The organism is Luteibacter sp. W1I16 (assembly GCF_050434905.1).
Lineage (GTDB): Bacteria > Pseudomonadota > Gammaproteobacteria > Xanthomonadales > Rhodanobacteraceae > Luteibacter.
Genome location: NZ_JBNDJJ010000001.1, coordinates 3,294,260 through 3,320,244, shown reverse-complemented (window position 1 = coordinate 3,320,244; position 25,985 = coordinate 3,294,260). Strand labels below are relative to the sequence as shown.

Genomic DNA, 25,985 nt, shown 5'->3' with positions numbered 1-25,985 from the left:
GCCGCCATGCTGATGCACATCCCCGAAGTCCTGGGCAAGGATCAGGTCGCCGGGATGCGCGCGGCACTGGATGCCGCCGAGTGGACCGACGGACGGCAGACCGTTGGTCCGCAAGGCGCGAAGGTAAAACGCAACCTGCAACTGCCCGACGCGTCGCCACTGCGCCGCGAACTGGGCGAGGTGGTGGTGGCGGCTTTGAACCGCCACCCGCTTTATCACGCCGCCACGCTGCCGTTGCGTACCCTGTCGCCGCGCTTCAACCGCTACGAAGGAGGCGGCGAATACGGCTTCCACATCGATGGTGCCGTCATGTCGACCGGCACCGGCGAAACACACACGCGGAGCGACATCTCCTGCACGCTGTTCCTCAGCGAGCCGGAGGAATACGAGGGCGGCGAACTGATCGTCAGCGACACCTATGGCGAGCACGAGGTGAAGTTGCCCGCGGGCGATGCGATCGTCTATCCGTCGTCCAGCCTGCACCGGGTCGCCGCGGTCACGCGTGGCGCACGTATCGCGTCGTTTTTCTGGGTGCAGAGCATGGTGCGCGACGATGGTGCCCGGCGTCTGCTGCTGGAGATGGACACGGCCATCCGCACGCTCTCCGCCAGCGGCGCCGATCAGGCGTCTATCCTGCAATTGACAGGCGTTTACCACAACTTGTTGCGGCGCTGGGCCGAGACCTGAGCCTCCGTTTCACGACAAGGTAGGCACGAGAGCCTCGCGGGCGGATAATTGGCGCCCCCTCGATGTCTCGGCCTCCCAAACGCATGTTCCAACCCGGTCAACGCTGGATCTCCACCGCCGAGCCTGAGCTCGGCCTCGGCACCATTCTCCGCGTCGAAGGACGCAGCGTGCAGGTGCTTTTCGCCAAGTCGGGCGTCCTGCGCCCTTACGCGGCGGACAGCGCTCCCCTCATCCGCGCGGAGTTCCGGGCCGGCCAACGCGTTTCCGGCAAGGGCATCGCCTTCCTGGTGGAACGCATCGAGGAACGCGAAGGCCTGCTCGTCTACCGCGGCGAAGGCCGGGAACTCGAGGAAGGACAGCTCGACGATGAACAGGCCTTGTCGCAAGCCGACGACCGCCTGATCGGCGGCCGCACCGATCCCAACGACCGCTTCGACCTGCGCCTGGAGGCCCTGCGACGGCGCGCCGATGCCCGCCGTTCCGCGGCATGGGGCCTGGAGTCGGCCCGTATCGGCCTGGTTCCGCACCAGTTGCGGGTGGCCGGCATCGCTTCCGCGCGCCGTCCTCCCCGTGTGCTGCTCGCCGACGAGGTGGGTCTGGGCAAAACGATCGAGGCCGGCATGATCCTGGCCAGGCAGCTCGCCGCCGGCCGCGCCGGCCGCGTGCTCGTACTGCTGCCCGAGACCCTGGTCTACCAGTGGTTCGTGGAACTGCTGCGCCGTTTCAACCTTTCGTTCTCCATCTTCGACGAAGAGCGCTGCGAAGCCATCGAAACGGCCAGCGACGGGCGCAATCCCTTTGAAGACGAACAGCTGGTCATTTCCGACTTCGCCTTCCTCGAATCGTCGCCGCGCCGTGCCGCGCAGCTCGTGGAGGCGGGTTGGGACCTGATCGTGGTCGACGAGGCGCATCACCTGGAATGGACGCCGGAAGGCGCCAGCCCGCGTTATCGCCTCGTCGAAGAGCTGGCTTCGGCCACTCCCGGCGTGATCCTGCTCACCGCCACGCCGGAGCAGCTGGGCCGCGCCGGTCATTTCGCCCGCCTGCGCCTGCTCGATCCGCAACGCTACGCGAACCTCGACGCCTACCTGGCCGAATCGGCGGGCTACGGCCCGTTGTCCGACGCCGCCAGCGCGCTGGCGGAAGGCCAGGCGTTGAACGGCGAACAGCGGGCGCTGCTTGCCACCCGCTTCAAGGGCGACCGCGAACTGCTTGGCCTGCTCGACCGCGCGGATGCGACGGACGAGCTTCTCGCCGCCCTGATCGATCGCCATGGCACGGGCCGCGCGATGTTCCGCAACCGTCGCGCCGGCATCGGTGGCTTTCCCCGGCGCACCCCCGAGTTGCTCGCCATCGATCCGGGCACGCTCGACCCGGGCCGCCGCGACGCCCTGCTCGCGGAGTTCCGCTCCGATATCCAGCAACCGCCCGCGGCCCTGGAATTCGATTACGCCGACGACCCGCGCCTCGCCGCGCTGATCGGCCTGCTCGAAGCCCATCCGGCCGACAAGTTCCTGCTGATCTGCCGAAGCCAGGCCAAGGTGATGGCGATCGAGGATGCGTTGCGCACGAAGAGCGGCGTCGGCGTGGCCCGTTTCCATGAAGGCCTGGGCATCGTCCAGCGGGATCGCAACGCGGCCTTCTTCGCTCAACCCGACGGCGCGCGCCTGCTGCTCTGCTCGGAAATCGGTTCGGAAGGCCGCAATTTCCAGTTCGCGCACCGGCTCGTCATGTGGGACCTGCCTCTGGACCCGGACCTCCTCGAACAGCGCATCGGCCGCCTCGACCGTATCGGCCAGAAACACGACATCGTCATCCACGTTCCCGTCGTGGAGCAGAGCGCGCAGCACGTGCTGGCCCGCTGGTATGACGAAGGCCTGGACGCGTTCCGCAGCAGCCCTGCCGACGGCCGTGAACTGCTCCGCCGCTTCGGCACACTGCTCGCCACCCTTGCCGACGAGCACGCGCGCGAGGATGACGACCGCGACCAGGAACTGGATGCGCTTATCGCCGAGACCCGCGGTGCCCACGAAGAACTGTCGGCCCTGATCCACGCCGGCCGCGACCATCTGCTCGAACTCGCCGCCAGCCGCGATCCGCATGCCGACGACCTCGCCGGCAGTTTCGCCGCCGACGACAGCGATCCCACGCGCGATACCTTCATCCAGCGCCTGTTCGAAACCTACGGCGTCCATACCGAGGAACTGGCACCGGACATCGTGTTGCTCGATCCGCAATACCTCTCCACCGACGGTCTCCCGGGCTTCGCCGACGGCCCGGTTTCGGTGACCTTCTCCCGCGACCTCGCGCTCGCGCGCGAAGAACTTCCCCTGCTGCGCCTGGACCACCCGATGGTGTTGGCTGCGGTGGACCTGCTCGTCTCCGGCGAGGATGGCAACGCCGCCTTCCTCGTCGACGATGCCCTGCCCGTGCGAACCGCGTTGCTGCAAACGGTGTTCGTGCTGGAAATCGTGGCCGAACGCACGCTCGACGCCGGCCGTTTCCTGCCGGCGACACCTCTCATGCTGACCGTGGACACGAAGCTCAGCGAACGCGCGCAGTTCCGCCCCAGCGATGTCGCCCTTCGCCGCGCGTCGGACCGCAACATCGAGGTGCCGCGCTACCGAAAGTTCCTGTCCAAGCTCGTTCCGCCGATGCTCGAACGCGCGCAGGACCTCGCGGAAGCGCGCGCCGAAGTGCTCAAGGCCGAGGCGCTCGGGGCGGCACGGCACGAGCTCGATGCGGAACATGCCCGTCTCGTCGCGCTGCATGCCGTGAACCCGTCGATCAAGGACGAGGAAGTGGATGCCATCGCCGCCGAACGCGACGCGCTGCTCGCCGCCATCCCCGAGGCGAGACTGCGCCTGGACGCCGTCCGCTTCGTGGTCAGCCCTGATTTCCTGGCGCTACGCTGACACCTAGAACCGGGGGCGTGGCGGCGGCCTGACGCCCCACGCCCAGAGCAGTACGAGACCCGCCGCGAGGCCGCCCAGATGGGCGAAATGAGCCACCCCGGACAACGTGCCGGTCACGCCGAACACCAGTTCGGCGACGCCGTAAAGGGTGACGAAAAGCCAGGCGGGAATTCCGATCGGAATCGGGATCAGCATCAGCTTCTCGCGCGGAAACAACATCGCGAACGCGCCGAGCAAGCCGAACACGGCACCGGATGCTCCCACGGTCGGGTACATGCGGTCCGGCTCGAACAGGTACACCACCGCCAGTTGCGCCACCGCGGCGGCGACCAGGCACACGAAGTAGTAGATCGTGAAGCGGCGCGCGCCCATCACCCGTTCGATCAGGCCGCCGAACATGTACAGGGCGTACATGTTCAACACGATGTGCATCACATTGCCGTGCATGAAGCCGTAGGTGACCAGCTGCCACGGGCGAAAACCGATGCCGGCGATGTCGCCCCCGCCGAGGTCCACGGCGATGTCGTGTCCGAACGGCCACAACGCGAACCAGCGCGTCAGTGCCAGGGTGTCCTGGTCCTTCAACAGATATTGCAGGGCGAACACGAGCACGTTCGCGATCAGCAGGTTCCGGGTCACCGGCGGCAGGTTGGTCGGCATCGGCGCGGCGTCAGGCGGCGAACGGCGTGGGCTGGAGGATCTCGATCCAGTACTGGTCGGGATCGCGGATGAAGGCGATATGGCGCATCCTTCCATCGCTCAGGCGTTTCTGGAAGGTGACGCCGAGCGCCTCGAAGCGTGCGCATGCCGCTTCGACATCCGGGACGCTGACGCACAAATGGCCGAACCCACGCGGCTCGCTGTTGCCGTTGTGGTACGCGAAGCCGGGATCGTTCTCGGTGCCATGGTTGTGCGTCAATTCGAGCACGCCCGGCTGTCGAAGCACCCATTCCTTGCGGGCTTCGTCGTCATCGGGGATCGTGCCCTGGTCGGCGACCAGGACGAGGTAGACGATGGTGAACGCCGCCTCCGCGAACACGCTCTTGTACACGGGAGTGAATCCCAGCACGCGCGTGTAGAAGTCCAGCGACACGTCGAGGTCGCGCACGCGGATCATCGTATGGTTGAAGACATAGCCATGGGTCGCCGCATCGGGCGTGGCGGTGACGCCGGGGAGCGACGTGAGGTCGGAGAGCGGCATGGGGCGATTCCTTGGGACAGGTCCCAAGGGTGGCTGCGCCGGCCCCGCAATTCAAGCGTGGAGGCCGCGGTGTCAGGCGTTCCGCTTGGCCTGGCGGTCGAACGACAGCAGGAACAACACCGCCGCGAGGGCGGCATAGGCCGCGACGAACTGCCCCACGAGTGACTGCGACGCCGCATCCAGCGACCACGGCAGGTAGACCGAACCGATCGGCTGCACCGAGTGGATCAGGCCGCACGCCGTCAACACGCCGCCCAGGGCCACGATGCCTGACGCCTTGCGTACGTGCCCGTCGATCATCGCCACGACGAAACTGGCCCAGATCATCGAGGTGATGATGAAGCCATTGCCGAGGATGACGATCACGGCCATGGCCGAGACGCCCTGCGTAGCATCGGCGTACAACGCAGCGAAATGCGCCGGATCCACGATCGAGGGATCGCCCAGCTTGATCGCGACCATGCGCGCGATCGCGGGGAAGAAGCTGAAGACCACGGCGCCGGCATAGCGCAACGGCGTCGCTTCGAAGGCTTGCGTGGTGATGCCGATCGAGACGAAGACGAGGATCGGCGCCAGCACCGCCACGGGCAGCAATTCGACGAGATTGGAGAGATAACCGAACACACCGCCCAGACCGATGACCAGGCCCGTGACCAGCGTGTATCCCGTGCGCGCGCCCATCGCCTTGTATGCGGGCTGTCCGATGTATGGGGTGGTTTGCGCCACACCGCCGCAGATGCCCGCGACCAGCGTGGCGAGCGCTTCGACCAGCAGGATGTCGCGCGTCGGGTAATCGTCACCCGCCGCGCGGGCGCTCTCGGTGACGTTGATGCCACCGACCACCATCAACAGGCCGAACGGCAGGATCAACGGCAGGTATGGCAGCGTCGCTGGAAGACCCTCGACGAAGCCCAGGCTCGGCCATGGGAAACCAAGGCGCCATTGCCACGCCGCCGGCGCGTGGTAGCCCGTCCCGAGCAGGCCCACCGGGCCGAAGCCGTAGTAAAGGAGCACGCCGATCAGGAACGCCGCCAGCACGCCGGGAATGCCGAAGGGCAGTCGCCGCTTCGCGATCAGGCCGTACAACACGATGCCCAGCCCGGCGAAACCCACCACCGGCACGCGCATGATCTCCACCAGCGGCAGGAAGCCCATGAGCACAAGGGCGATACCCGCGATCGATCCGAGCAATCCCGCCCGCGGCACCGTGCGCTGTACCCAGGCGCCGAAGAAGGAGAGGACGAACTTGAGCAGGCCCATGACCACCAGCGACGCCATGCCTAGCCGCCACGTAGCCTCCCCCGCGGCCATCGCGTCCATGCCCGCCTGCCGGTAGCCAGCGAAAGCGGGGCCAAGCACCAGCAAGGCCATGCCTATGCTGGTCGGTGCGTCGATGCCCAGTGGCATCGCGGTGACATCCTGCCGCCCCGTGCGCGCGGCCAGGCGGTGCGCCATCCATGTGTAGGCGAGGTTGCCGAGCAGTACGCCCAGCGCCGTGCCGGGAAACATGCGGCGGAAGACCAGGTCAGCCGGCATGCCGAAGATGCCGATCAGCGCCGTGGCCATGAAAGCCAGCAGCGAGAGATTGTCGACGACCAGCCCCAGGACACCGTTGAGGTCGCCGCCGCCGAAACGGCGCCGGGAAGCCGTGGGCGCGGCCATCAGAACGACACGTCCGCAGGCTGGGTCACACGCAGGACCGACTGATCGCCGGTCTTCGCCTTCCACGCGGCGCGGATCGCATCCACGGCCGCGCGTTGCGCGGGGGTGTCGGCGTGGAGAAGGACGACGATCTTCGAGCGCAGGCGCTCCGTACGCGATTGGTTCACACCCTGCCATTGCCCGTAGGCATCGATGACGGTCAGGCCACTCGGGAAACGCGGCGTCACTTCCTTGTCGAGGAACGCTCGCCACGCAGCTTCGTCCACGCCTTCCTGGCCGCCGGCCGGCCCGAGGCCGAAGTAGAGCTCGGTGCGCACCCATCCCTGCGCGCTTCCGGGGTGCGCCGCATCGCCACTGAGCGTGGCGCTGGCCGCGCTTCGATGCGCCGGCATGGAGCAACCCGCCGATGCGAGCAACGAGGTGGCCAGGAACAACCCTGCGAACAACTTCATGCGAATCCCCAGGAATGACATCGAACGGACGTCCATACGGCCAGGCGTCCGGCTATCGGCACAGCGTACACCAGGCTGGCTCGGCTTCGTCCTTGCGTTGGGCTTGTGCGTCGCAATAGAGCTGGGGTGGGTTGGAGAGGAAGAGCAACGCTCGCCACGGGCGATGTGCCGCATGCCGCTCGCCGTGCCGCTGGTCCCTTGCCGCACCCGGGTGGGAAGCGGGCTGGCCCGCGATGCCGCCATCTTTCCGCTGGCGAAGGAAGCTTTGCGATGGCCGGGCGAGGCTTGTCACCGCTCGCTCGGTTGCGATGCACGGCCTCATTCGCTTGAAACAGGGTGGCGAATCGCGGGCCAGCCCGCTTCCCACCCGGATGAGGGTTTCACACGAAATGGCATTCCATCACGGCGCGATGGGCGCGACGGGGCGCCAGCCATAGAACATGGCCGCGCAGCGGCTTTCCTTTCCCAAGGGACGGCACCGCCTGTCGCGCCGAGGGGGGCGCCCGGTAGCTCCCCCGCCACGCGCACAACGAATGCGAGGGCGAAGCCGAGCCGTGCGTGAAACTGGCCCGCTGCCGCGGGATCGCCGACAGGGTCGGCTCCCACCAGGCGGGCACGGTCGGCTGTTACCGGGAGGACAAAAAAAGAGCCCGGCTTTCGCCGGGCTCCTTTTTTTACAGCTACTACCGATCTTGCAAGGATTACTGCTGAACCTGCAGTTCCGTGCGACGGTTGCGAGCGCGGCCTTCGGCCGTGTCGTTCGTGTCGATCGGGTTGTTCTCGCCGTGGCCGATCGGGCCTTCCAGACGATCCGCACCGATGCCGTGCGAGGTCAGGTAGTCGAACACGATCTTCGCGCGACGCTCGGACAGGCCCTGGTTGTAAGCGTCCTTACCGACGTTATCGGTGTAACCGGCAACCGTGACCTTGACCTGCGGGTAACGCTGCAGGGTATCGACAGCCTGGTCGAGCACGCCCAGCGACTCCGTGGTCGGCTCCTGCAGGGTCGGACCGATGTTCGTCTCGCCCTTCTTCGGACGGTCGAACTTGAAGTTGACGCCGCGCAGGTCGATGACGACCTTCTGCGGGCAACCATCCGGACCGACGATCGTGCCTGCCGGGGTGGCCGGGCACTTGTCGTCGCAATCGTTCACGCCATCGCCATCGCTGTCGAGGGTCGAGCAATCCGGAGCGGCGGGAGCCGGAGCGGCGGCCGGAGCCGGAGCTGCCGGCGGCTCGCCAAAGCGCGAGACGATCGAGAAGCCGAGGAACCAGTCACCGTAGCCGTTCTCGCTGTCGGTGGTCTTGTCGTCCCAGTCGTAGCGATAGCCGGCTTCCACGCGGAAGTCGGAGCTGTCGGTGATGGTCTTGGACACGCCGACGCCGAGCTCGGCAGCCGGGGACCAGCCATTGTCCGACGGGTTGTGGTGGTACGAACCCATCACGCCGGCCAGCAGGTACGGACGCCAGCTGTCCCACGCACCAGCGTAGAAGCGGGCGGCAACGCCGTAGCTGTTGTTCGACCAATGACCAACGCCATCGTTATCGCGCTTGGTGCGATCAGCGAAGATGTCGATCGACGCGTTGTTCGAGATGAACTTGCCGAAGCCCAGGCCGTAGTAAACCTGGCGGCTGTTCGTGTTGCGATCGGTGTCGTTGTAGTAACCGCCTACCGTCGGGGCGATGTACCAGCGGCCGTCATAGCCGTTACCCGCCGTGTCGGCGGATTCCTGCGCGTGAACGGCACCCACGCCGCCCAGGGCCAAGCCGATCAGCAAAAACAAGCCCTTACGTTTCATCGGTGTCTCCTCATTATTGGTATTCGCGTCCGCGCTCCACCCCAGACGGAAATCGCGCGTAGAACTCTGTCGAATCCGGGGACTTCGGCCGTCCCTCGCTTTCATACCCCTTCAACGGGCGGCGGCAGTTTAGCAAAAATCAAACAATTGAGCACCTGCTAAAAACCGCCGTTCATACTTGAGTCACAGCCATTATCAAGCCGTGAAGAGTGTCATGAACTCGTGAATGGGCATGGCGTCGAGTTTTTCGGCCGAGGAAGTGACCGCGAGGATGCGCCCGACCCGTTCCGCCGGTAGCTCCGCACGCAGGGCGGCCTCGAACTTCTTCAGCAGCACGGGAATGCCCTCGGCGCGGCGCTTGCGGTGGCCGATCGGGAAATCGATCGAGACTTTTTCGGTATACGAGCCGTCCTTGAAGAACACCTGGACCGAATTGCCGATATAGCGCTTTTCCGGATCGAAGTAATCCTTGGTGAATTGCGGATTCTCCACCACGGTCATTTTGTCGCGCAGTGCGTCGATACGGGGGTCCGCGGCGACGGCATCGTTGTAATCATCCGCCGTGAGACGGCCAAAGATGAGGGGCACGGCCACCATGTACTGGATGCAATGGTCGCGGTCGGCGTAGTTCGCCAGGGGCCCGGTCTTGTCGATAATCCGACAACCTGCCTCCTGGGTCTCGATCACCACCTTTTCCACCTCGTCCAGGCGGCCGGCCACCTGGGCGTGCAGCGCCATGGCGCACTCGACGGCGGTCTGCGCGTGGAACTCGGCAGGGAAGCTGATCTTGAACAGCACGTTCTCCATCACGTAGCTGCCGAAGGGCCGCTCGAACTCGAACGCGTTGCCTTTGAAGGCCACGTCGTAGAAGCCCCAGGTCTTCGCCGTCAGCGCGGAGGGGTAACCCACCACGTCGCGGTAGACGGCGTTGATCGCGTGGGTGACCGCGCGACGGCAGGCGTCACCGGCGGCCCAGCTCTTGCGCGGGCCCGTGTTCGGGGCGTGGCGGTAGGTGCGCAGCGCGCCGTTGTCGATCCAGCTGTGGGAGACCGCCGTGGTGATCCGCTCCTTGTCGCCGCCGAGCATGGCCGTGGCGACCGCCGTGGAAGCGAGGCGAACCAGGATCACGTGGTCCTGGCCCACGCGGTTGAAGCTGTTCTTGAGCGCGTAGCAGCCCTGGATCTCGTGCGCCTTGATGGCATAGCCGAGCACGTCGCGCACGGTGAGGGGCTTGCCGCCCTCCTTCATCGCCTTGCGGGACAGGTAGTCGGCCACTGACAGGATGGCGCCCAGATTGTCCGAGGGGTGACCCCATTCGGCGGCCAGCCACGTGTCGTTGAAGTCGAGGTAGCGGATCTGGGTGCCGATGGCGAAAGCCGCCTGGACCGGGTCCAGTTCGTGCGAGGTGAACGGAACGCGCGTGCCACCCGGCAACTCGGCGCCCGGGACGACCGGGCCCAGGTGCTTGACGCAATCGGGGAACTTCATCGCGAGAGCCGAGCACGCCAGAGAGTCCAGGAGCATGTAGCGCGCGGTGTCGTAGGCCTCCTGCGAGTCGACCGTGTAGTCGGCCACGTAGTTGGCGATGTCCACCAGCGGCTGGTCCGGATCGGGACGCGTGGCGGAACGGATGTCGTGTGCGCTCATGGACTTCACTCGCGAGGGGTTGGGAAAGCCGGCGATTTTAACCGGTGAGCCCCCATGCATGTCTTGCCGCGCTGCATCCCAACCGCCACAATGCGGCCCACTACAACCCAAAGGGGAGTAGTTCCACGGGGGCGACATGGCTCCGGTGCGCGACGATCGTCAATACGGGCGCCCCACGCGCCCCGGTCTTCGCGGCGGCTTCGCGCCGGGAACGAGACTTTTGCGGTGACGACGGGCGCGCGTACCCGTCGCTGCCGCATTGGTCCACTCAGCGCGCGAAGGGTCTCACCGCATGGATTTCCTCACTCCCGAATTCTTTTCCGGCCTCGCCGCCATCATCTTGCTCGACCTGGTGCTGGCGGGCGACAACGCCATCGTGATCGCACTGGCGGCGCGCAACCTGCCCCGCCACCTCCAGAAGAAGGCCGTGTTCTGGGGCACGTTCGGCGCCATCGCCTTGCGCATCGCCCTTACCTTCGCCGTGATCTGGCTGCTGAAGCTCCCGGGCCTGATGCTGGCGGGCGGCGTCCTGCTTTTGCCCATCGCCTGGAAGCTGCTCAAGCACGAAGAGCACGATCCGAACATCACCCCGGCCTCCAATTTCTGGGCCGCGATACGCACCATCGTCATCGCCGACGCCCTGATGGGCCTCGACAACGTGCTGGCGATCGCCGGCGCGGCCAAGGGCCACATGGGCCTGGTGGTGCTGGGCCTGGCCATCAGCGTGCCGCTGGTGGTCTGGGGCTCGACGCTCATCCTGAAGCTGATCGAGCGCTTCCCGGTCGTCGTCTACATCGGCGCCGGCGCCATCGCCTGGACCGCCGCACGCATGATCGCCCACGACCACCTGGTCGCCCCGTGGTTCGATGCCCGCCCCTGGGCGCCGTGGCTGCTCGACGTGATCCTGGTCGCGGGCATCTGCGGTGGCGGTTGGCTGTGGGCACGCCGCGCCCAACGAAAGGCGCTCGCCTGAGCGGATGGATGGCCCTTCCCACCCTGACGCGGCAAGTGGCGCTCCGCTCGATCACCAAGAAAACAGGCCGCCTTGCGGCGGCCTCAGGATTCCCCCCGGCAAGGCGGCCGGCATCACGCCGGCTCGCCATCCGGATGGTCAGAAGCGGAAACGGACGTAGGCGGCCGGTCCGTTGAGCTTCATGTCGAGATCGAGGTCGTAGTTGCGCTTGTCCTGGTGCAACTTGATCTTCGTGTACGCGTACTCCGCGCCGAAGCCGACGTTCTGCCACGGGAACCACTCCACGCCCAGCGCGGCGTCCCAGATGTGGCCGTTGAGCGATCCGCCGTTCTTCTTCACGCCGGACGCGTTGAAGTACATGCGCCACTGGTCGTTGAACGCGTGCCGCCAGCCGAGCTGGAGGTTCGGTGCCCAGGCGTTGGTGTCGCTCGCGGAACCGTCCTGGAAGGTCTGGCCGGCCACCGTGGCGCTGCCGTAGATGCTCGCGCGCACCTTGTAGTACGCGGCACCGACGCCCACGCCAAAGACGTCGTCGCCCGTACCGAACCACCACTTATAGGCGGCGCTGCCGAAGGTGAACTTCAGGTCGCCCTTCACGCGGGCGCTCGCGGAGATGGGGTTGCCGAGGAAGTTGATCTGCTCGGAAAGCGTCTTCGAATGCGAGCGGTCGACCTCGTAGTAGTCGAAGGCGAAGCCCTGGTGCTCGCCGATCAGGAAGTCCAGGCGGACACGAGGCACGGTCTTGTGCTTCTTGAAATCGAGATCGTCTTCGAGGTTCACGTCGCCGCTGGTGTTGAAGATGCCGGTATTCGCGCCGATCGTCGTGTCGTTGTTGGTGTAGTAGCCGCCCACCCAGACGCTGATGTTGTCCAGCGCCGGCGACTGCGATTTCTTGCTGCTGTCCTGCGCATGCGCAGCGGCACCGAGGACGGCGAACGAAGCGATGGCCAGGCCCGCGGCAGCCTTGGCGTAACGATGTGGACGTGTGCGCATGTAAAAAAACTCCCTGCAAAGTTTGTGTGTTCTAACCCCCGTGAAATCTTAACGATTCATGATGTGTGCGTCGCGTGCACGGGAACCTGCGCGTGTTCGAAACGCGTTCAGGTCGGAGTGAAACCGGTGTGAACCTATAACGTGATCGGGACGCGCACCGTGATCGTCGTGTCAGGCGTGTCGCCCGTCACGCCAACGCCCAGGGTCACGTTCAACGTTTCCCTGTCGTTGAAGCGGTAAGAGCCACCGACCAGGAGGGAACCGAGCGTCACCCGGGCGGAACCCGGCAACGGATGATCGTTCTGCGTGGTCCGAGCCACGAAAGCCTGGTCGTAACCGATGCTGATGGACGCCTTCTCGTTCAGCGACAGGCCCATGCCGATGCTGATATCGGCGATGTCGCCCGCTTTTACGTCACCGAGGAACTGCTTGCCCGCGAGAAGTACGTTACGGCTGACGTTCTTCCGCTCGAAGTTGTGCAGGTAACTCAGGTTACCGAAGAACACCACGGGGTCGGATGGATATAACCACGTGACGCCCAGCTGCGCCGAATAGAAACCGGAGCCTGTCGGATTGCGCAGGGGAAGTCCCGTCCCGGTGAAGTTCTCCACGCAGCGCGTCACGCAGTCGCTGGTGACCTCGAAGGGATCGCGGCCCGTTCGCGACTTGGCGCGGAACCAGCCGACGTAATACGGCTTGTCCGCGCCGCCGTCGTTGATCTGGTAACGCAATGTGGCCTCGATATCGCCCAGGCCCTTACCGCTGGTGGTGAAGAGGCGATCCTGCGCGGTGCCGGTGAAGATCTCGCGACTGATGGTATCCGTATGCGTATCGACGTACGGAATGCGCACTTCCAGTTCCATGCGGTTGGTGAGGCCGTAGCGGAATGCCACGGCGCCCGTCTGTGTCGTGGTCTTCACCTGACGCACGTCGACCAGCCCGATCAGGATCGCGGGAATCACGGTATAGCCCACCAGCGCCACGCGATCGCTCGACGAGTAACCGTACTGATAAGAAGGCTCGACGATCAGCTTGCCCTTGGGCGTGAGCACGCCGGGCTGGTCGAAAATGGGCGCGACCTCGGGCGGGCGCTCGTCCGTTTCCGGCCGACGCCCCACCGGTTGCGTGGCGACCACCTGTCCGGAACCCGCGGCCGGAGGCGCGCCGGGCGGCGGTGCGCCCGGGGTTTCCTGCCCCGGCGCGGCCTGTGCGCGAGGATCGGCGAGCGCGGCCGAACCGCCGCGCGCCGCGTCCAGCGCGTTGAGGCCGACCGCCTTGCGCAGGTCGTTGTAATTCGTTTCCTGGACGGCCAACTCGCGCTTCATCTGCTCGAGCTCGGCGAGCTGCTCCGCCATGCGGGTACGCATGGCGTCGATGCGCCTGCCCTGCGCGTCGATCTTCTCCCGCAAGGCCGGATCGACGGTGGCTTCTTGCGCCAGGCATGCGCCGATCCACATCGGAAGTACCGCGAATGCCAGGGCACCCGCGCACGTTTTTGCCTGCATCACCCTGCCATTGCGATACATGCGTCAGTTCCCCCGGAATTTGATCACCGCGTCATTGACCGACTCCGCCATGCGGATGCTTTCGAGCATCCGCGCACTGTTGACCGACGCGTCGATGGTGGTGGTGGCCGTGATGGCCTGGTTATCGAGCGAGTTCTGCACGACGAGCCCCGGCAGCGCCGAGTTCGGCAATGCGGCCGAGACGGTCGCCAGCGTTGTCGCCGCTGCGTTCGAGGTCGCCGGTGTCGTAGCCGGCGTCGCGGCGGCCGTGGGCGCGGCGGCCGCCGCGTTCTGCGCCGCCGTCGTGGGCACGGCGTCCGCCACGCCTCCGGCGCCGTTGGTGACGACCGTGGTGCGCAAGGCGTCCTGCAAGGCCGCCGCCTGGTCCCGGGTGATGTTCGCGATGTCCGGAACGGTGATGGTCGTGCGCATCGCCTCCATGCCGTTGATCAGCACGGTGCGCTGCAGCGCGAAGGAAGCGCGAAGGTTGTCGCCGAAGTCGAAACCACCGCGGATACGGTCCAGCCGCACGTCGGAAACACTGCGGTCCGCGGGAAACTCGGCCGCGCAGACGGTGGAGCAGGCACCGCCAAGGATGGCGGCGGCGATCAGTGTTCGGGTTTTCATATGTCCCCCGGTCCGCGCTTTGGCATCACCAGTGGCTCCAGCCCGTTGCGCTGTATGCCGTCTCCGATGGGTGCCGCGGGAGCGACCGCCCAGTCGCGTGGACTGTTGAAGATGGCGCGGTCGCGCTGGTTATGGATGACGAAGACGACACCGTTGTTCCACATGGCGTCGAATCGCCGCTTGGACATGGCGCGTGTACCTCGGGCCGGATCGCCCACCAGCACGCGGCCGTTCTTGTAACCCTTCACCACGACGAAGTGGTGATAGCCGCGCTCGTTGATGAGCACGATCGCCGGAACCCCTTCGTTATCGAGCTTCTCCAGTGGCAGCTCGAAGCCATCCGCCTCGAAGCCGCGCGAAGCGAGGAACCGCTTGATGTCCAGCAGCGAAAATCCTTCCCTGCCGATCTTCGTCCGGTCGCCATGGGTGAACATCATGTCGAACGCGGACTGCTCGTCGACGGGGTAACCGTACTGGTAGGTCAGCAAGGTGGCGACGGCGGCGGAGCCGCAACTGAAGTCGTATTTCTGCCGGATCGTGTTGCGGAAGCGGGCTTCCTTCAGACTCGTCATGCGCACGGGATACGACGTGCCGGGGCTTGTCTGCACCTCCGCCTTCATCGCCGGCGCGGCGGGTGCCGCGAGGACGAGCAAGAATGCGAGGGCGCAGGCGGACTTCATGGATTCATCCGCACGTTGACGATGGTGGAATTCTGGATCAGCACGTTGTTGCCGGAGTTCTGGATGACCGTCGGCAATCCCGCGGCGTTGTCGAACGCGCTGCCCGAAATGATGTTGCCGCCGCTGACCGTGTTCTTGGCCTCGGTCTCGCTCATCGTGCCGTTGAGCGTCTGCTGGTTGATGTTGTTCGTGGTTTCGCTGCCGCCGGTCATGGCCTGCAGCCGATCGATCGACGTGGCCTGGCCGAACGTTGCAGGCGGTGGCTGATTCGCGGGTGGCGTCGCGCATGCCGCCCCGACGGTACAGGCCAGGGCCACGCAAGCGAGCGCACGGCGCGCCCGATGTTCGTGTTGCTGCCGCATGGGTGTTCTCCTGAAGGTGCGGGGGCTTCCCTTCGGATGACCACGGAGCGCCGGAGCGCCCCGTGGTTCCCTTTGCTACCGGTCCAACCGTTACGGAGCCGAACCCACGCTGAGGTTGGCCTGGACATTCACGCCCTGCTGGATCAACGACGCCGCACCGCTGTTCTGCGCGAAGTTGGAGATGCCAGCCGCCGCCGCGCCCGCGCTTCCCATGTTGTTGGACATGTCGAACGCACCCGCATCGGCATAGGCCGTGCCGCCCGCGCCACCGGCGCCACCGTCGGCACCCGTGCCCGCGCCACCCGTGCCCGACGCGCCCGCGCCGCCCGCACCGCCTTCGCCACCGGCCGCCATCGCCGTGCCGCCGGCGCCGCCGGTGCCGGTTCCGCCCGTGGCCGTTCCGGTCGCGTCGCCGGAGGTTCCCGCGCCGCCCGTGCTGGCGCTCGCGCCACCCGTGCTGGCCGTGGATCCACCCGTCGCCGTGTCGGCACCCGCGCCGCGCGCGTTTGCCCGGCCGCCGTCGCCGTTGGCGTTGCCGCCATCGCCGGAGCCGTCGCCGCCGGCGGAGGCGGTCAACGCGCCCGCGTCGCCACTGGAAGCGGAACCGTCGCCGCCGACCGCGCCGCGCGCACGCGCATTGCCGCCGTCACCACCGGATCCACCCGTGCCGCCGTAGCCGACCGCGCCGTAGCCGTCGCCACCGCTTCCGCCGCGTCCGCCGTTGGCGTTGCCCAGGTTGCGGGCGACGTTGCCGATGCCGCTCACGCCGACGTTGCTGACGCTTCCATTGAGCGCTGTGTAAGACACGGCGTTGGTGGTGTTGAACGATCCGGACGTGGTGTCGGTCCGGCTGTGGGTCGAGCTGTCCGTATAAGTGGAGCTATCGGAATACTGCACGGCAATCGATCTGCGCTGCGCGCTGGCACCCGAGGATCCGGTCTGGGTGTCGTCGGCCATGGCCGGCAAGGCAAATCCGATGGCGAGGCAGATCGCCGTGGCAATAAGAGTCTTACGCATGGGAGAGTCTCCTGTGAGCGACGCGGAACCCCTGTTTTTTCGGGATGACCGGACGTCCTGCCAACGCACCGGGTGAAAGAAAGGAGCAAGTTGCGTGCCTTCGGCGGGTGCGGTCGCAAGAACCTGCTCCCATGCGGATTTAGCGTCATCCAGACGCTGAACGGACGGCCAGGCGTGTAAAGGCGGCGATACATGCCGTAACGCCATTGCGGCGGCCCGGGGCGCTGCTGCGCCCGCCCTTGCCGTGGGCGCCGGTTACGACGATCATTCGAACGATCGTTTGAACCGGAGCCTCCCGTGGCCTACCCGCATCTGCTCGCCCCGCTGAACCTGGGTTTCACCACCTTGCGCAACCGTGTCCTCATGGGCTCGATGCATACGGGGTTGGAGGACAAGGCCGCGGATTACGAGAAGCTCGCCGCGTTCTTCGCCGAGCGTGCGCGTGGCGGCGTGGGCCTTATCGTCACGGGAGGCATCGCGCCGAACATCGCGGGCTGGGTGAAGCCGATGTCGGGAACGATGTCGATGCCCTGGCATGTCGGACGGCATCGCAAGGTCACGCGCGCGGTGCACGCGGAGGGCGGCAAGATCTGCATGCAGATCCTGCATGCGGGACGCTACGCCTACCACCCCCTCTCGGTGGCGCCGTCGCGGATCAAGTCGCCGATCACCCCGTTCACCCCTCGCGCGCTCTCCTCCCGGGGCGTGGAACGCAGCATCGACGCCTTCGTACGGAGCGCGAAACTGGCGCGCGACGCCGGCTACGATGGCGTCGAGGTGATGGGTTCGGAGGGTTACCTGATCAACCAGTTCCTCGCGCCGCGCACCAACAAGCGCACCGACCAGTGGGGTGGCTCGGCCGAAAACCGCATGCGTTTCCCGATCGAGATCGTGCGCCGCATGCGTGAGGCGGTAGGCAGGGATTTCATCATCGTCTACCGGCTGTCCATGCTCGACCTGGTCGACGAATCGCAGTCGTGGACCGACATCGTCGCCCTGGGCAAGGCGATCGAGGCGGCGGGTGCCACCATCATCAACACAGGCATCGGCTGGCACGAGGCGCGCGTCCCCACCATCGTCACCAGCGTGCCGCGCGGCGCCTTCACCTGGGTGACGCGACGCATGAAGGGCGAAGTCGGTATTCCCCTGGTAACCACCAACCGGATCAACATGCCGGACGTCGCCGAACGGATCCTGGCCAATGGCGACGCCGACATGGTCTCCATGGCGCGTCCGCTGCTAGCCGATCCGGAATGGGTGAACAAGGCGCGCGCGGCGCGGCCCGAAGCCATCAACACCTGCATCGCCTGCAACCAGGCGTGCCTCGACCACGTGTTCGAGAACCGCCATGCATCGTGCCTGGTGAATCCCCGCGCGTGTCACGAGACCGAGCTGAAGATCGTGCCCGCCGCGGCGAAGAAGCGCGTGGCGGTGGTGGGTGCCGGCCCGGCGGGCCTCGCCGCCGCGACCACGCTCGCCGAGCGCGGCCACGCGGTGACGCTCTTCGACCGGGCGAGTGAGATCGGCGGGCAGTTCAACATGGCACGACGCATCCCCGGCAAGGAGGAATTCAGCGAGACGTTGCGCTATTTCGACTACCGGCTCGATGCCACCGGCGTGCAGCGTCGGCTCGGCGCGGCGGCGACCGCGGATGGCCTCGCCGATGGCACCTTCGATGCCGTGATCCTCGCGACGGGCGTGCTGCCACGTGCACTGACGATTCCCGGAGCCGATCATCCGAAGGTGCTGAGCTACCTCGACGTGCTGCAAGGCAACGCGGCCGTCGGCAAAAAGGTCGCGATCATCGGCGCCGGGGGCATCGGCTTCGACGTGGCCGAGTTCCTCAGTGAAGCCGCGCCCTCCCCCACTACCGATATCGGCCGGTGGACGAAGGAGTGGGGCGTGGACATGAGCATGGCGACACCGGGCGGCCTGATGCCCGCGCGGCCGGAAAAACCGGAGCGGCAGATCTGGCTGCTACAACGGACCGCCGGTCGGCCCGGGGGCCGGCTCAACAAGACCTCGGGCTGGGTGCATCGCGCGACACTGAAGAACAAGCGCGTGCAGATGCTCGGCGGGGTGGTATACGAGCGCATCGACGACGAAGGGCTGCATGTCTTGATCGACGGACAGCCACAGGTGCTGGACGTCGATCATGTGATCGTCTGCGCGGGGCAGGAGCCGAACCGCGCGTTGCATGAAGCCCTGCTCGCGCGCGGCGTCGACGTGCACCTGGTCGGCGGCGCGGACGTCGCCGCCGAACTGGACGCGAAGCGGGCCATCGACAAGGCCACGCGCTTGGCCGCGGCGTTGTAACCCTTGTGGAAGCCGGCTCTGGTGAGAGCCCGGCTTTGGTGAGAGCCGGCTTTGGTGAGAGCCGGCTTTGGTGGGAGCCGACCCTGTCGGCGATGGGTGCTTGCGTCGACCTGGCCCGCTGCCGCGGGATCGCCGACAAAGTCGGCTCCCACCAGGTCTCTAGACCGCTAGACCGCGATACACCCTAAGGACCCTAAGGACTCCTGAGGACCCTAGGGCTCTCGGACTCTCGGACCCCAGGGCTCTCGGGATTACCGCTTCTCGATCGGCGTATACGCCAGGTCTTCCGGACCCGTGTAGTTCGCGCTCGGACGGATGATCTTGCCGTCCTGGCGCTGCTCGATCACGTGGGCGCTCCAGCCGGAGGTGCGCGCGATCACGAACAGCGGCGTGAACATCGCCGTCGGCACGCCCATCATGTGATACGCCGATGCCGAGTACCAATCGAGGTTCGGGAACATCTTCTTCAGCTCCCACATCAGCTTCTCGATCTTCTCCGACACTTCGAACAGGCGCGGGTTGCCACCGTCGGTGCAGAGCTTTCGCGCCACTTCCTTGATGATCTCGTTGCGCGGGTCGGAGACGGTATACACCGGATGACCGAAACCGATGATGATCTCCTTGCGCTCGACGCGTGCGCGAATATCCGCTTCCGCCTCGGCCGAGTCGCGATAGCGCGCGATGATCTCCATCGCCACCTCGTTGGCGCCGCCATGCTTCGGACCGCGCAGCGCACCGATCGCGCCGGTGATCGCCGAATAGATGTCCGAGCCGGTACCGGCGATGACGCGCGCCGCGAAGGTGCTGGCGTTGAACTCGTGCTCGGCGTAAAGCACCAGCGAGCGGTCCAGTGCATGCGAATGCAGGTCGCTCGGCTTGCGTCCGTGCAGCAGGTGCAGGAAGTGCGCCGCGATCGATTCGTCCTCGGTCTCGGTCTCGATCCGCTTGCCGTTATGGCTGAAGTGGTACCAGTACAGCAGCATCGAGCCGAAGCTGGCCATCAGGCGATCGGCGATGTCGCGCGCACCGGTGAGGTTATGGTCGTCCTTCTCCGGCAACACCGTGCCGAGCACCGAGGCGCCGGTACGCATCACATCCATCGGGTGCGTCGCCGCGGGCAGGAGTTCGAGGGCGCTCTTGACCGGCGCCGGCAGGCCACGCAGCCGCTTGAGCTTGGCGCGGTAGGCATTCAACTCCATCCAGTTCGGCAGCACGCCGTGCACCAGCAGGTAAGCCACTTCCTCGAACGAGCCCTTCGCCGCGAGATCGTGGATGTCGTAGCCGCGGTAATGCAAGTCGTTGCCGCTGCGGCCGACCGTGCACAGCGCGGTGTTGCCGGCCGGCACGCCGGAGAGGGCGACCGATTTCTTCGCCTTGGGCTGGGTGGTGGTGTCGCTCATTGCGTAACTCCTTAACCCTTCTTGGAGAACAGTTCGTCGAGGTGACGTTCGTAAGCGTGGTAACCGATGCGGTCGTAGAGTTCTTCGCGCGTCTGCATCGTGTCGATGACATTGCGCTGGTGACCGTCGCGGCGGATGGCGTTGTAGACGTTCTCGGCGGCCTTGTTCATGGCGCGGAACGCGGATAGCGGATAGAGCACGATGCCCACGCCGACGCTGCCCAGCTCCTGCGTGCTGAACAGCGGAGTCTGGCCGAACTCGGTGATGTTGGCGAGGATGGGCACCTTCACCGCGTCGACGAAACGCTTGTACGTCGGCAGATCGTAGGCTGCCTCGGCGAAAATCGCATCGGCACCGGCCTCGACGCAGGCAATGGCACGCTCGATCGCGGCATCCACGCCGAGCACGGCGATGGCATCGGTGCGGGCGATCAGGAAGAAGTCGGGATCCGTCCTGGCGTCGGCGGCGGCCTTGACGCGATCGGCCATTTCCTCGGTGGTGACGATTTCCTTGCCCGGCCGGTGACCGCAGCGCTTGGCGCCGACCTGGTCCTCGATATGGCAAGCGGCGGCGCCGAACTTGACCAGGCTTTTCACCGTGCGGGCGATGTTGAACGCGCTGGGACCGAAGCCGGTGTCGATGTCGACCATCAACGGCAGGTCGCAGACATCGGTGATGCGGCGGACATCGGTGAGCACGTCGTCGAGCGTGTTGATGCCCAGGTCCGGCAGGCCCAGCGAGCCCGCGGCGACACCCCCACCGGAGAGGTAGATGGCACGGAACCCGGCACGCTTGGCCAGCAGCGCATGATTGGCGTTGATCGCACCGATCACCTGCAGCGGCTGTTCGGCCGCGAGCGCGGCGCGGAAACGGGCGCCGGCCGAGGGTTGCTGTGCCATGGAACTCTCCGAAGCAAAGAGAGTCATTTTAGCGCACCGCCGCGACGAGGCCTTGCTGCGTCGCGGGAGAAGCGGCGCGGCTGCTCACACGGTGGGAGCCAAGCTGGTGGGAGCCGACCTTGTCGGCGATCCCGCGGCAGCGGGCAAGGTCAAGGCAAGCACCATCGCCTACAGGGTCGGCTCCCACCCTATGGTTTATTCCTAACTATGGCCATTCCTGCCATGGACCATTCCTGCTGGACGTGGCTCCATTCCTCAAGTCCGCTTCTGCCCGCAGTGCGGGCCGCGGGCGATGGCCTGGCGAATTTCCTCCAGGGCGCCCGGGTCATCCAGGGTGGACAGGTCGCCGGGGTCGGTGTCCTGCATCAGCGCCTGCAGCGCACGGCGCAGGAGCTTGCCCGAGCGGGTCTTTGGCAGCGCGCCGACCACGTAGACGCAGGCGGGCCGCGCCACGCCACCCAGCAATTCCACCACGCGCCGCTCCATCGCCTGCGCCACGTCGCGCGGATCGTCCGTGACGCCTTGCTTCAGCGTGGCGAAGACAGCGGGTACCTGCCCTTTCAGTTCGTCGGCGATCCCAACCACCGCCACTTCGGCAACCGCACCGAGGGTCGCCACCGATTCCTCGATCTCGCGCGTGCCCAGGCGATGCCCTGCGACGTTGATCACGTCGTCCGTTCGGCCGAGGATGAAGAAATAGCCATCGGCGTCACGCACCGCCCAATCCAGCGAGCTATACAGCAGCTCCTTGAAATGGCCGAAGTAGCTGCGCCGGTAGCGCTCGTCGTCTCGCCATATCGTCGTGAGGCAGCCCGGTGGCAAAGGCGGTTCGATCACCAGCACGCCTTTTTCGCCTGCCGGCTTTTCTTCGCCGGTGGCCTCGTCGATCACGCGCATGCGATATCCGAACGTCGGAAAGCCGGGCGAACCGGGCTTCACCGGCTTGAGGTCCAGTCCCGGCATCAGGGACAAGGCCGGCCAGCCCGTTTCGGTCTGCCAGTAATTGTCCACCACGGTCTTGCCGGTGCCGGTGGTGAGCCAGTCGTAGGTGGGCTGGTCGAGCGGCTCGCCCGCGAGGAAGATCCATTTCAACGACGAGAGGTCGTATTTCCCCAACCATGCCGCATCCTGCTTCTTCAGCACGCGGATGCCGGTGGGCGAGGAAAACATGGTGCGTGCCTTGTACTTCTCGCAAAGACGCCACCAGATGCCGGGATCGGGGCCGGTGGGAAGTCCTTCGTACAGGATGGCGGTGCATCCACCGATGAGAGGACCGTACACGTTGTACGAGTGCCCCACGGCCCAGCCTACGTCCGAGGTGCACAGGATGGTCTGTCCCGGCTGCAGGTCGAAGATCGCCGTCATCGAGACGGCGAGCGCCACCGCATAGCCCCCCACATCTCGCTGTACGCCTTTCGGCCGGCCCGTGGTGCCCGAGGTGTAGAGCAGGTAGCTGGGCTCGTTCGATTCCAGCCACTCGACGGGAACCTGCGCATGGAGGTGCTTCTCACGCAGCGGCGCATGGTCGACGTCGCGTTCCGTCACCCATGCCATGCCGGGATCGAGCCCACGCCGGACGACGAGCACATGCGCCGGAGGCGCCTTCGCCTCGCGCAGCGCCGCGTCCACCAGGGGTTTGTACGGAATGATCTTGCCGCCACGCATGCCCGCGTCGGCGCAGACCAGAAGTTTCGGTTCCGCATCGTCGATGCGCAGGGCGAGGTTGTGTGCGGCGAAGCCGCCGAAGACGACGGAATGGATCGCGCCGATGCGCGCGCAGGCGAGCATCGCGAACACCGCCTCGGCGATGTTGGGCATGTAAATGACGACGCGGTCGCCCTTGCCCACGCCCAGTTCGACGAGGATGGCCGCGAAGGCATTCACCTCGCGATGCAGTTCCCGATAACTGATTTCCCGGGTGACGCCTGTTTCGGTGGACACCGCGACGATGGCTAGCTGGTCGCCGCGTGCATCGAGATGTCGATCGACCGCGTTATGGCAGAGGTTGGTGGTTCCACCGACGAACCAGTGGCGGAACGGCGGGTTGGACTGGTCGAGGATGCATTGCGGCGGTGTTTGCCAATCGATCAACCGCGCCTGCTCGCCCCAGAACGCCTCCGGTTCGTCGACCGAGCGTCGCCAGGATGCCTCGTAGCCCATGGATGCGCCTCCGGGAAGTGGTTCGTCCTTGAGGGTAGGACAGCGGTCGGGGTGGCGCCTCTGGACCTTGGTCGAAGAGCATCGCCGACAGGGTCGGCTCCCACCAAAGCTGGAAGCCGTGCATGCTTTCCCACCAAAGCCGGCAGCCGTGCATGCTTTCCCACCAGGGCTGGAAGCCGTGCATGCTCTGGTGGGAGCCGACCCTGTCGGCGATTCAATCCCGCGAGGCGTCGCCTACTTGCCCTGCCCCGGCCGCGCCACGCCGTACATCTCCCACGCGATCTTCTTCAACAGCGCCTGACGGTCGTCGCCCTCGGTGTAGAGGTCGAAATGCGTCTTGCCGGGAAGGAAGCGGATATCGCTCTTCGCGTGCAGCCCATCGAGGGTTTCCTTGAGCAATTTCGCAGCGCCATCGAGGTAGAAGGTATCGGCCGTGCCGACGATGACGTGGATCTTGCCGTCGAGGTCCGGCTTCAACGCCGGCCACTGCGTGCGCAGGCGCTGGGCGATGTCGTAATGGTCGCGCCAGTACGCGGCGACGGCGGGGTCCACCGTACCGGTGACGCGGTTGAACAGCTGCTGGGGCCGGCCGTCCTTGCCACGTGGCGAGAACACCCATTCGAACGACGCGAACTGGCCGCCGTAGGCGCCCAGTACCTCTTCCAGCTTGACGAAGGTTTCGAGGGAAGCGATGACCTTCCCCTTGTCGCGCACCAGCGGAATGGGCGTGCCGTCCGGCTTCTTGTAGGCGTTGCCATTCACCGCATAGATGTCGACGCCGGTGAAATCGCGGAAGTCACTGGCATCGGGCGAGGTCGACCAGGTGCCGCCGAATTCCTTGGGGTAACGCGTCTGCAACCACAGCGTCGCCCAGCCACCAGACGAGTGTCCGGTGAGGAAACGCCCGCTGGGCTTGCCATCCATGCGGTAGCGTCCTTCGAGCCACGGGATGTATTCGGTGGTGAGTGCCTGGCCCCACGGCCCGTTGTTCACCGAGTCGGCGAACTCATGCGTGCCGGTGGGGCCCGATTCGTCGAGCAGCACCCAGATCATCGGCGGCATCTCTTTTTTGGACATCGCCAGCCAAAGGTAGGCGATCGTCCCCGCGTAACGGTCGAAGCCTCCCGTGAAGCCGTGGGTGAGGAAGACGGTCGGATAGCGCGTCGTACCTTTGGGATCGTAGCCCGGCGGCGTGACCACCCAGGCGCGGACCGACAAGGGACGGCCCGCGAAGGCTGTCAGCAGGGGGCTCTGCAAGACATCCGCATGGGCATGCTTGCGTGCCTCCGGCAGGGCGTCGCGAACCACCTGCGGCGCCATCGGCGGCAGGACCCAGGGATCCCGCGGCGGCACGGCCTTGCTCAGTTTCAGGGCCGGCAGGCTGCCACCCGGCGTGAGCTTCACCGGCGTCACGTCGCTGATGAGGTCGCCGGCATGGCGGCCGCCGTAGTTGTAGTCGTTATCCACGTCGAGCACGGCCTGGAAGAGGTAATCCCCCGGCGGCAACGTCGAGAACCCGGCGGGGAACGCCTCGCCGTCGGTGTCCAGGTCGACCGACTGGCCTGGCGCGATCCACGTCACCTCACGCGCGGCCACGGACACGGCCTTGGGTTCGAACGGATTGGTATCGACAGCCTCGAGCTTGCCGTCCTTCGCCGCCGAGGCGGGCGCGGCAAACAGGATCAGGCGTCCCGAGGTGCCTTTGTCGCTGGCACCGTCGAGCGTGACGCGGACGATGCGGTGCGCCAATGGCGCGTCGTCGGCATCGGCGGCAAAGCCCGCCGTGGCGAACGCCAGGGCAAGGATGGCGCGGGCGGATAGAGCTTTCATCGAACGACCCCTTCTCGAGCCGCGGGCGCGCGGCGTGGCAACATCGCCGATCCTGACACGAGACGAGGAGCAAACGGAATGGATACCGAGTGGATCAGCCGACATGCCCTGTCGCTTTGGGCGGCCCTGCTCGTTCTTGCCCTGGGCGGTGCGGACGTGGTGTGGCGTCGCGCCATGCGCCGTCGCGAAGGCCACGATGCGGCCGCCCGTGCGTTGCTGCGGCCCGCCACCGCCGTGGCCGTGGTGGTGGCGATGCTGGTGATCGCCACCGCGATCGCGGTCGAGGTGCGTGAGGCGGCGGGCCTGACCGTGTTCGATGCCGAACTCGCGGCGGCCCTGCGCGATAACATGCCTGCGGCCGTGCTGCGTGCGGTGGCCCTGGTCACTCACGCCGGCGACCCCCTCGTGGTCGGCATCGCGACTTTCGTCATCTTCCTCGCGCTGCTGTGGCGCCGTCATTTCCGCCTCGCGGCAAGCTGGATCACGACGCTGGTGGGCACCGCCGTGATCAACAGCGCGCTGAAGGCCTGGTTCCAGCGCGAACGGCCGCTGCACGATCATGGCTTCATCGTCGAACACAGCTATAGCTTCCCCAGCGGACATGCGTCGGGGTCGATGGTGTTCTACGGCATGCTCGCCTACGTGGCGCTCGTGCTTTGCCCGCCCCGCTGGCACCGGACCATCGTGGTGGCCGCGGTGAGCATGATCACCATCGTCGGGATCAGCCGCATCCTCCTGCAGGTGCATTATTTCAGCGACGTGATGGCGGGGTACGCGACCGGGCTGGCGTGGGTGACGTTGTGCGCCGGCAGCGCGGAATATTTCCGGCTCCGCGAGGGGCGCAAGAGCCTGGCGTGATT

At 66.2% G+C, this 25,985-nt stretch carries 22 protein-coding genes; 6 read left to right on the top strand and 16 right to left on the bottom strand.

Annotated elements, in window-relative coordinates:
• Window positions 1-6: 6 nt before the first annotated feature.
• A complete protein-coding gene (locus QFZ41_RS14665; protein WP_429199421.1) occupies window positions 7-687 on the top strand; it encodes a Fe2+-dependent dioxygenase in 681 nt (226 codons plus the stop codon).
• 83 nt (window positions 688-770) lie between these two features.
• Window positions 771-3,602 (top strand): RNA polymerase-associated protein RapA, encoded by a 2,832-nt coding sequence (gene rapA / locus QFZ41_RS14660; protein ID WP_429199420.1) that lies wholly within the window; start codon window positions 771-773, stop codon window positions 3,600-3,602.
• 3 nt (window positions 3,603-3,605) lie between these two features.
• Here the strand turns inward: rapA and QFZ41_RS14655 are convergent, their stop codons facing one another.
• The 6 genes from QFZ41_RS14655 to QFZ41_RS14630 all read right to left on the bottom strand — a co-directional run bounded on the left by QFZ41_RS14655 (window position 3,606) and on the right by QFZ41_RS14630 (window position 10,363).
• Entirely contained in the window at window positions 3,606-4,262 is a 657-nt protein-coding gene (locus QFZ41_RS14655) for a rhomboid family intramembrane serine protease (protein ID WP_429199419.1), read from the bottom strand.
• Window positions 4,263-4,272: 10 nt separating this feature from the next.
• Entirely contained in the window at window positions 4,273-4,803 is a 531-nt protein-coding gene (gene gloA, locus QFZ41_RS14650) for a lactoylglutathione lyase (RefSeq protein ID WP_429199418.1), read from the bottom strand.
• 72 nt (window positions 4,804-4,875) lie between these two features.
• Window positions 4,876-6,465: a hypothetical protein gene (locus QFZ41_RS14645; RefSeq protein ID WP_429199417.1), complete on the bottom strand. Its 1,590-nt coding sequence runs from the start codon at window positions 6,463-6,465 to the stop codon at window positions 4,876-4,878.
• A complete protein-coding gene (locus QFZ41_RS14640; protein ID WP_429199416.1) occupies window positions 6,465-6,917 on the bottom strand; it encodes a DUF3574 domain-containing protein in 453 nt (150 codons plus the stop codon). Before QFZ41_RS14640 ends, QFZ41_RS14645 begins: the two co-directional genes overlap by 1 nt.
• Window positions 6,918-7,618: 701 nt before the next feature.
• Complete coding sequence (locus tag QFZ41_RS14635; protein ID WP_429199415.1) at window positions 7,619-8,716, bottom strand: OmpA family protein; 1,098 nt, start codon at window positions 8,714-8,716, stop codon at window positions 7,619-7,621.
• A gap of 195 nt (window positions 8,717-8,911) precedes the next feature.
• Complete coding sequence (locus QFZ41_RS14630) at window positions 8,912-10,363, bottom strand: bifunctional 2-methylcitrate dehydratase/aconitate hydratase (RefSeq protein WP_429199414.1); 1,452 nt, start codon at window positions 10,361-10,363, stop codon at window positions 8,912-8,914.
• A gap of 292 nt (window positions 10,364-10,655) precedes the next feature.
• Between QFZ41_RS14630 and QFZ41_RS14625 the strand changes: the two genes are divergently transcribed.
• A complete protein-coding gene (locus QFZ41_RS14625; RefSeq protein WP_429199413.1) occupies window positions 10,656-11,336 on the top strand; it encodes a TerC family protein in 681 nt (226 codons plus the stop codon).
• Window positions 11,337-11,474: 138 nt separating this feature from the next.
• On the opposite strand, the gene QFZ41_RS14620 is transcribed toward QFZ41_RS14625, so the two are convergent.
• From QFZ41_RS14620 to QFZ41_RS14595, 6 genes are all read right to left on the bottom strand, one after another.
• Window positions 11,475-12,329 carry a hypothetical protein gene (locus QFZ41_RS14620; RefSeq protein WP_429199412.1) on the bottom strand — a complete coding sequence of 285 codons (855 nt, stop codon included), beginning with the start codon at window positions 12,327-12,329 and terminating at the stop codon, window positions 11,475-11,477.
• Between the two features lie 134 nt (window positions 12,330-12,463).
• Window positions 12,464-13,855 (bottom strand): acetate kinase, encoded by a 1,392-nt coding sequence (locus tag QFZ41_RS14615; RefSeq protein ID WP_429199411.1) that lies wholly within the window; start codon window positions 13,853-13,855, stop codon window positions 12,464-12,466.
• Window positions 13,856-13,858: 3 nt separating this feature from the next.
• Window positions 13,859-14,461, bottom strand: coding sequence for a hypothetical protein (locus QFZ41_RS14610; RefSeq protein ID WP_429199410.1), 603 nt, complete (start codon window positions 14,459-14,461; stop codon window positions 13,859-13,861).
• The gene (locus QFZ41_RS14605) at window positions 14,458-15,141 is read right to left on the bottom strand and encodes a C39 family peptidase (protein WP_429199409.1); all 684 of its coding nucleotides are present in this window, start codon (window positions 15,139-15,141) and stop codon (window positions 14,458-14,460) included. The genes QFZ41_RS14610 and QFZ41_RS14605 overlap by 4 nt, the downstream gene beginning before the upstream one ends.
• A complete protein-coding gene (locus tag QFZ41_RS14600) occupies window positions 15,138-15,503 on the bottom strand; it encodes a hypothetical protein (protein WP_429199408.1) in 366 nt (121 codons plus the stop codon). The genes QFZ41_RS14605 and QFZ41_RS14600 overlap by 4 nt, the downstream gene beginning before the upstream one ends.
• A 90-nt stretch (window positions 15,504-15,593) precedes the next feature.
• Entirely contained in the window at window positions 15,594-16,520 is a 927-nt protein-coding gene (locus QFZ41_RS14595) for a hypothetical protein (protein WP_429199407.1), read from the bottom strand.
• A gap of 297 nt (window positions 16,521-16,817) precedes the next feature.
• Here QFZ41_RS14595 and QFZ41_RS14590 point away from each other — a divergent pair, with 297 nt between their 5' ends.
• Window positions 16,818-18,836 (top strand): FAD-dependent oxidoreductase, encoded by a 2,019-nt coding sequence (locus QFZ41_RS14590; RefSeq protein ID WP_429199406.1) that lies wholly within the window; start codon window positions 16,818-16,820, stop codon window positions 18,834-18,836.
• A 251-nt stretch (window positions 18,837-19,087) separates the two neighbouring features.
• Here the strand turns inward: QFZ41_RS14590 and prpC are convergent, their stop codons facing one another.
• Together prpC and prpB are read right to left on the bottom strand one after the other, a co-directional pair.
• Window positions 19,088-20,236 carry a bifunctional 2-methylcitrate synthase/citrate synthase gene (gene prpC, locus QFZ41_RS14585; RefSeq protein ID WP_429199405.1) on the bottom strand — a complete coding sequence of 383 codons (1,149 nt, stop codon included), beginning with the start codon at window positions 20,234-20,236 and terminating at the stop codon, window positions 19,088-19,090.
• A gap of 11 nt (window positions 20,237-20,247) precedes the next feature.
• The gene (gene prpB, locus QFZ41_RS14580) at window positions 20,248-21,135 is read right to left on the bottom strand and encodes a methylisocitrate lyase (RefSeq protein ID WP_429199404.1); all 888 of its coding nucleotides are present in this window, start codon (window positions 21,133-21,135) and stop codon (window positions 20,248-20,250) included.
• Between prpB and QFZ41_RS14575 the strand changes: the two genes are divergently transcribed.
• Window positions 21,134-21,340 (top strand): hypothetical protein, encoded by a 207-nt coding sequence (locus QFZ41_RS14575; protein ID WP_429199403.1) that lies wholly within the window; start codon window positions 21,134-21,136, stop codon window positions 21,338-21,340. The genes prpB and QFZ41_RS14575 overlap by 2 nt on opposite strands.
• A gap of 50 nt (window positions 21,341-21,390) precedes the next feature.
• Here QFZ41_RS14575 and prpE read toward each other — a convergent pair whose 3' ends face one another.
• Both prpE and QFZ41_RS14565 read right to left on the bottom strand, forming a co-directional pair.
• Complete coding sequence (prpE, locus tag QFZ41_RS14570; RefSeq protein ID WP_429199402.1) at window positions 21,391-23,295, bottom strand: propionate--CoA ligase; 1,905 nt, start codon at window positions 23,293-23,295, stop codon at window positions 21,391-21,393.
• 234 nt (window positions 23,296-23,529) lie between these two features.
• On the bottom strand, window positions 23,530-25,125 hold the full coding sequence (locus QFZ41_RS14565; protein WP_429199401.1) for an alpha/beta hydrolase: 1,596 nt from the start codon (window positions 25,123-25,125) through the stop codon (window positions 23,530-23,532).
• 78 nt (window positions 25,126-25,203) lie between these two features.
• Between QFZ41_RS14565 and QFZ41_RS14560 the strand changes: the two genes are divergently transcribed.
• The gene (locus tag QFZ41_RS14560) at window positions 25,204-25,983 is read left to right on the top strand and encodes a phosphatase PAP2 family protein (protein ID WP_429199400.1); all 780 of its coding nucleotides are present in this window, start codon (window positions 25,204-25,206) and stop codon (window positions 25,981-25,983) included.
• Window positions 25,984-25,985: the final 2 nt, after the last annotated feature.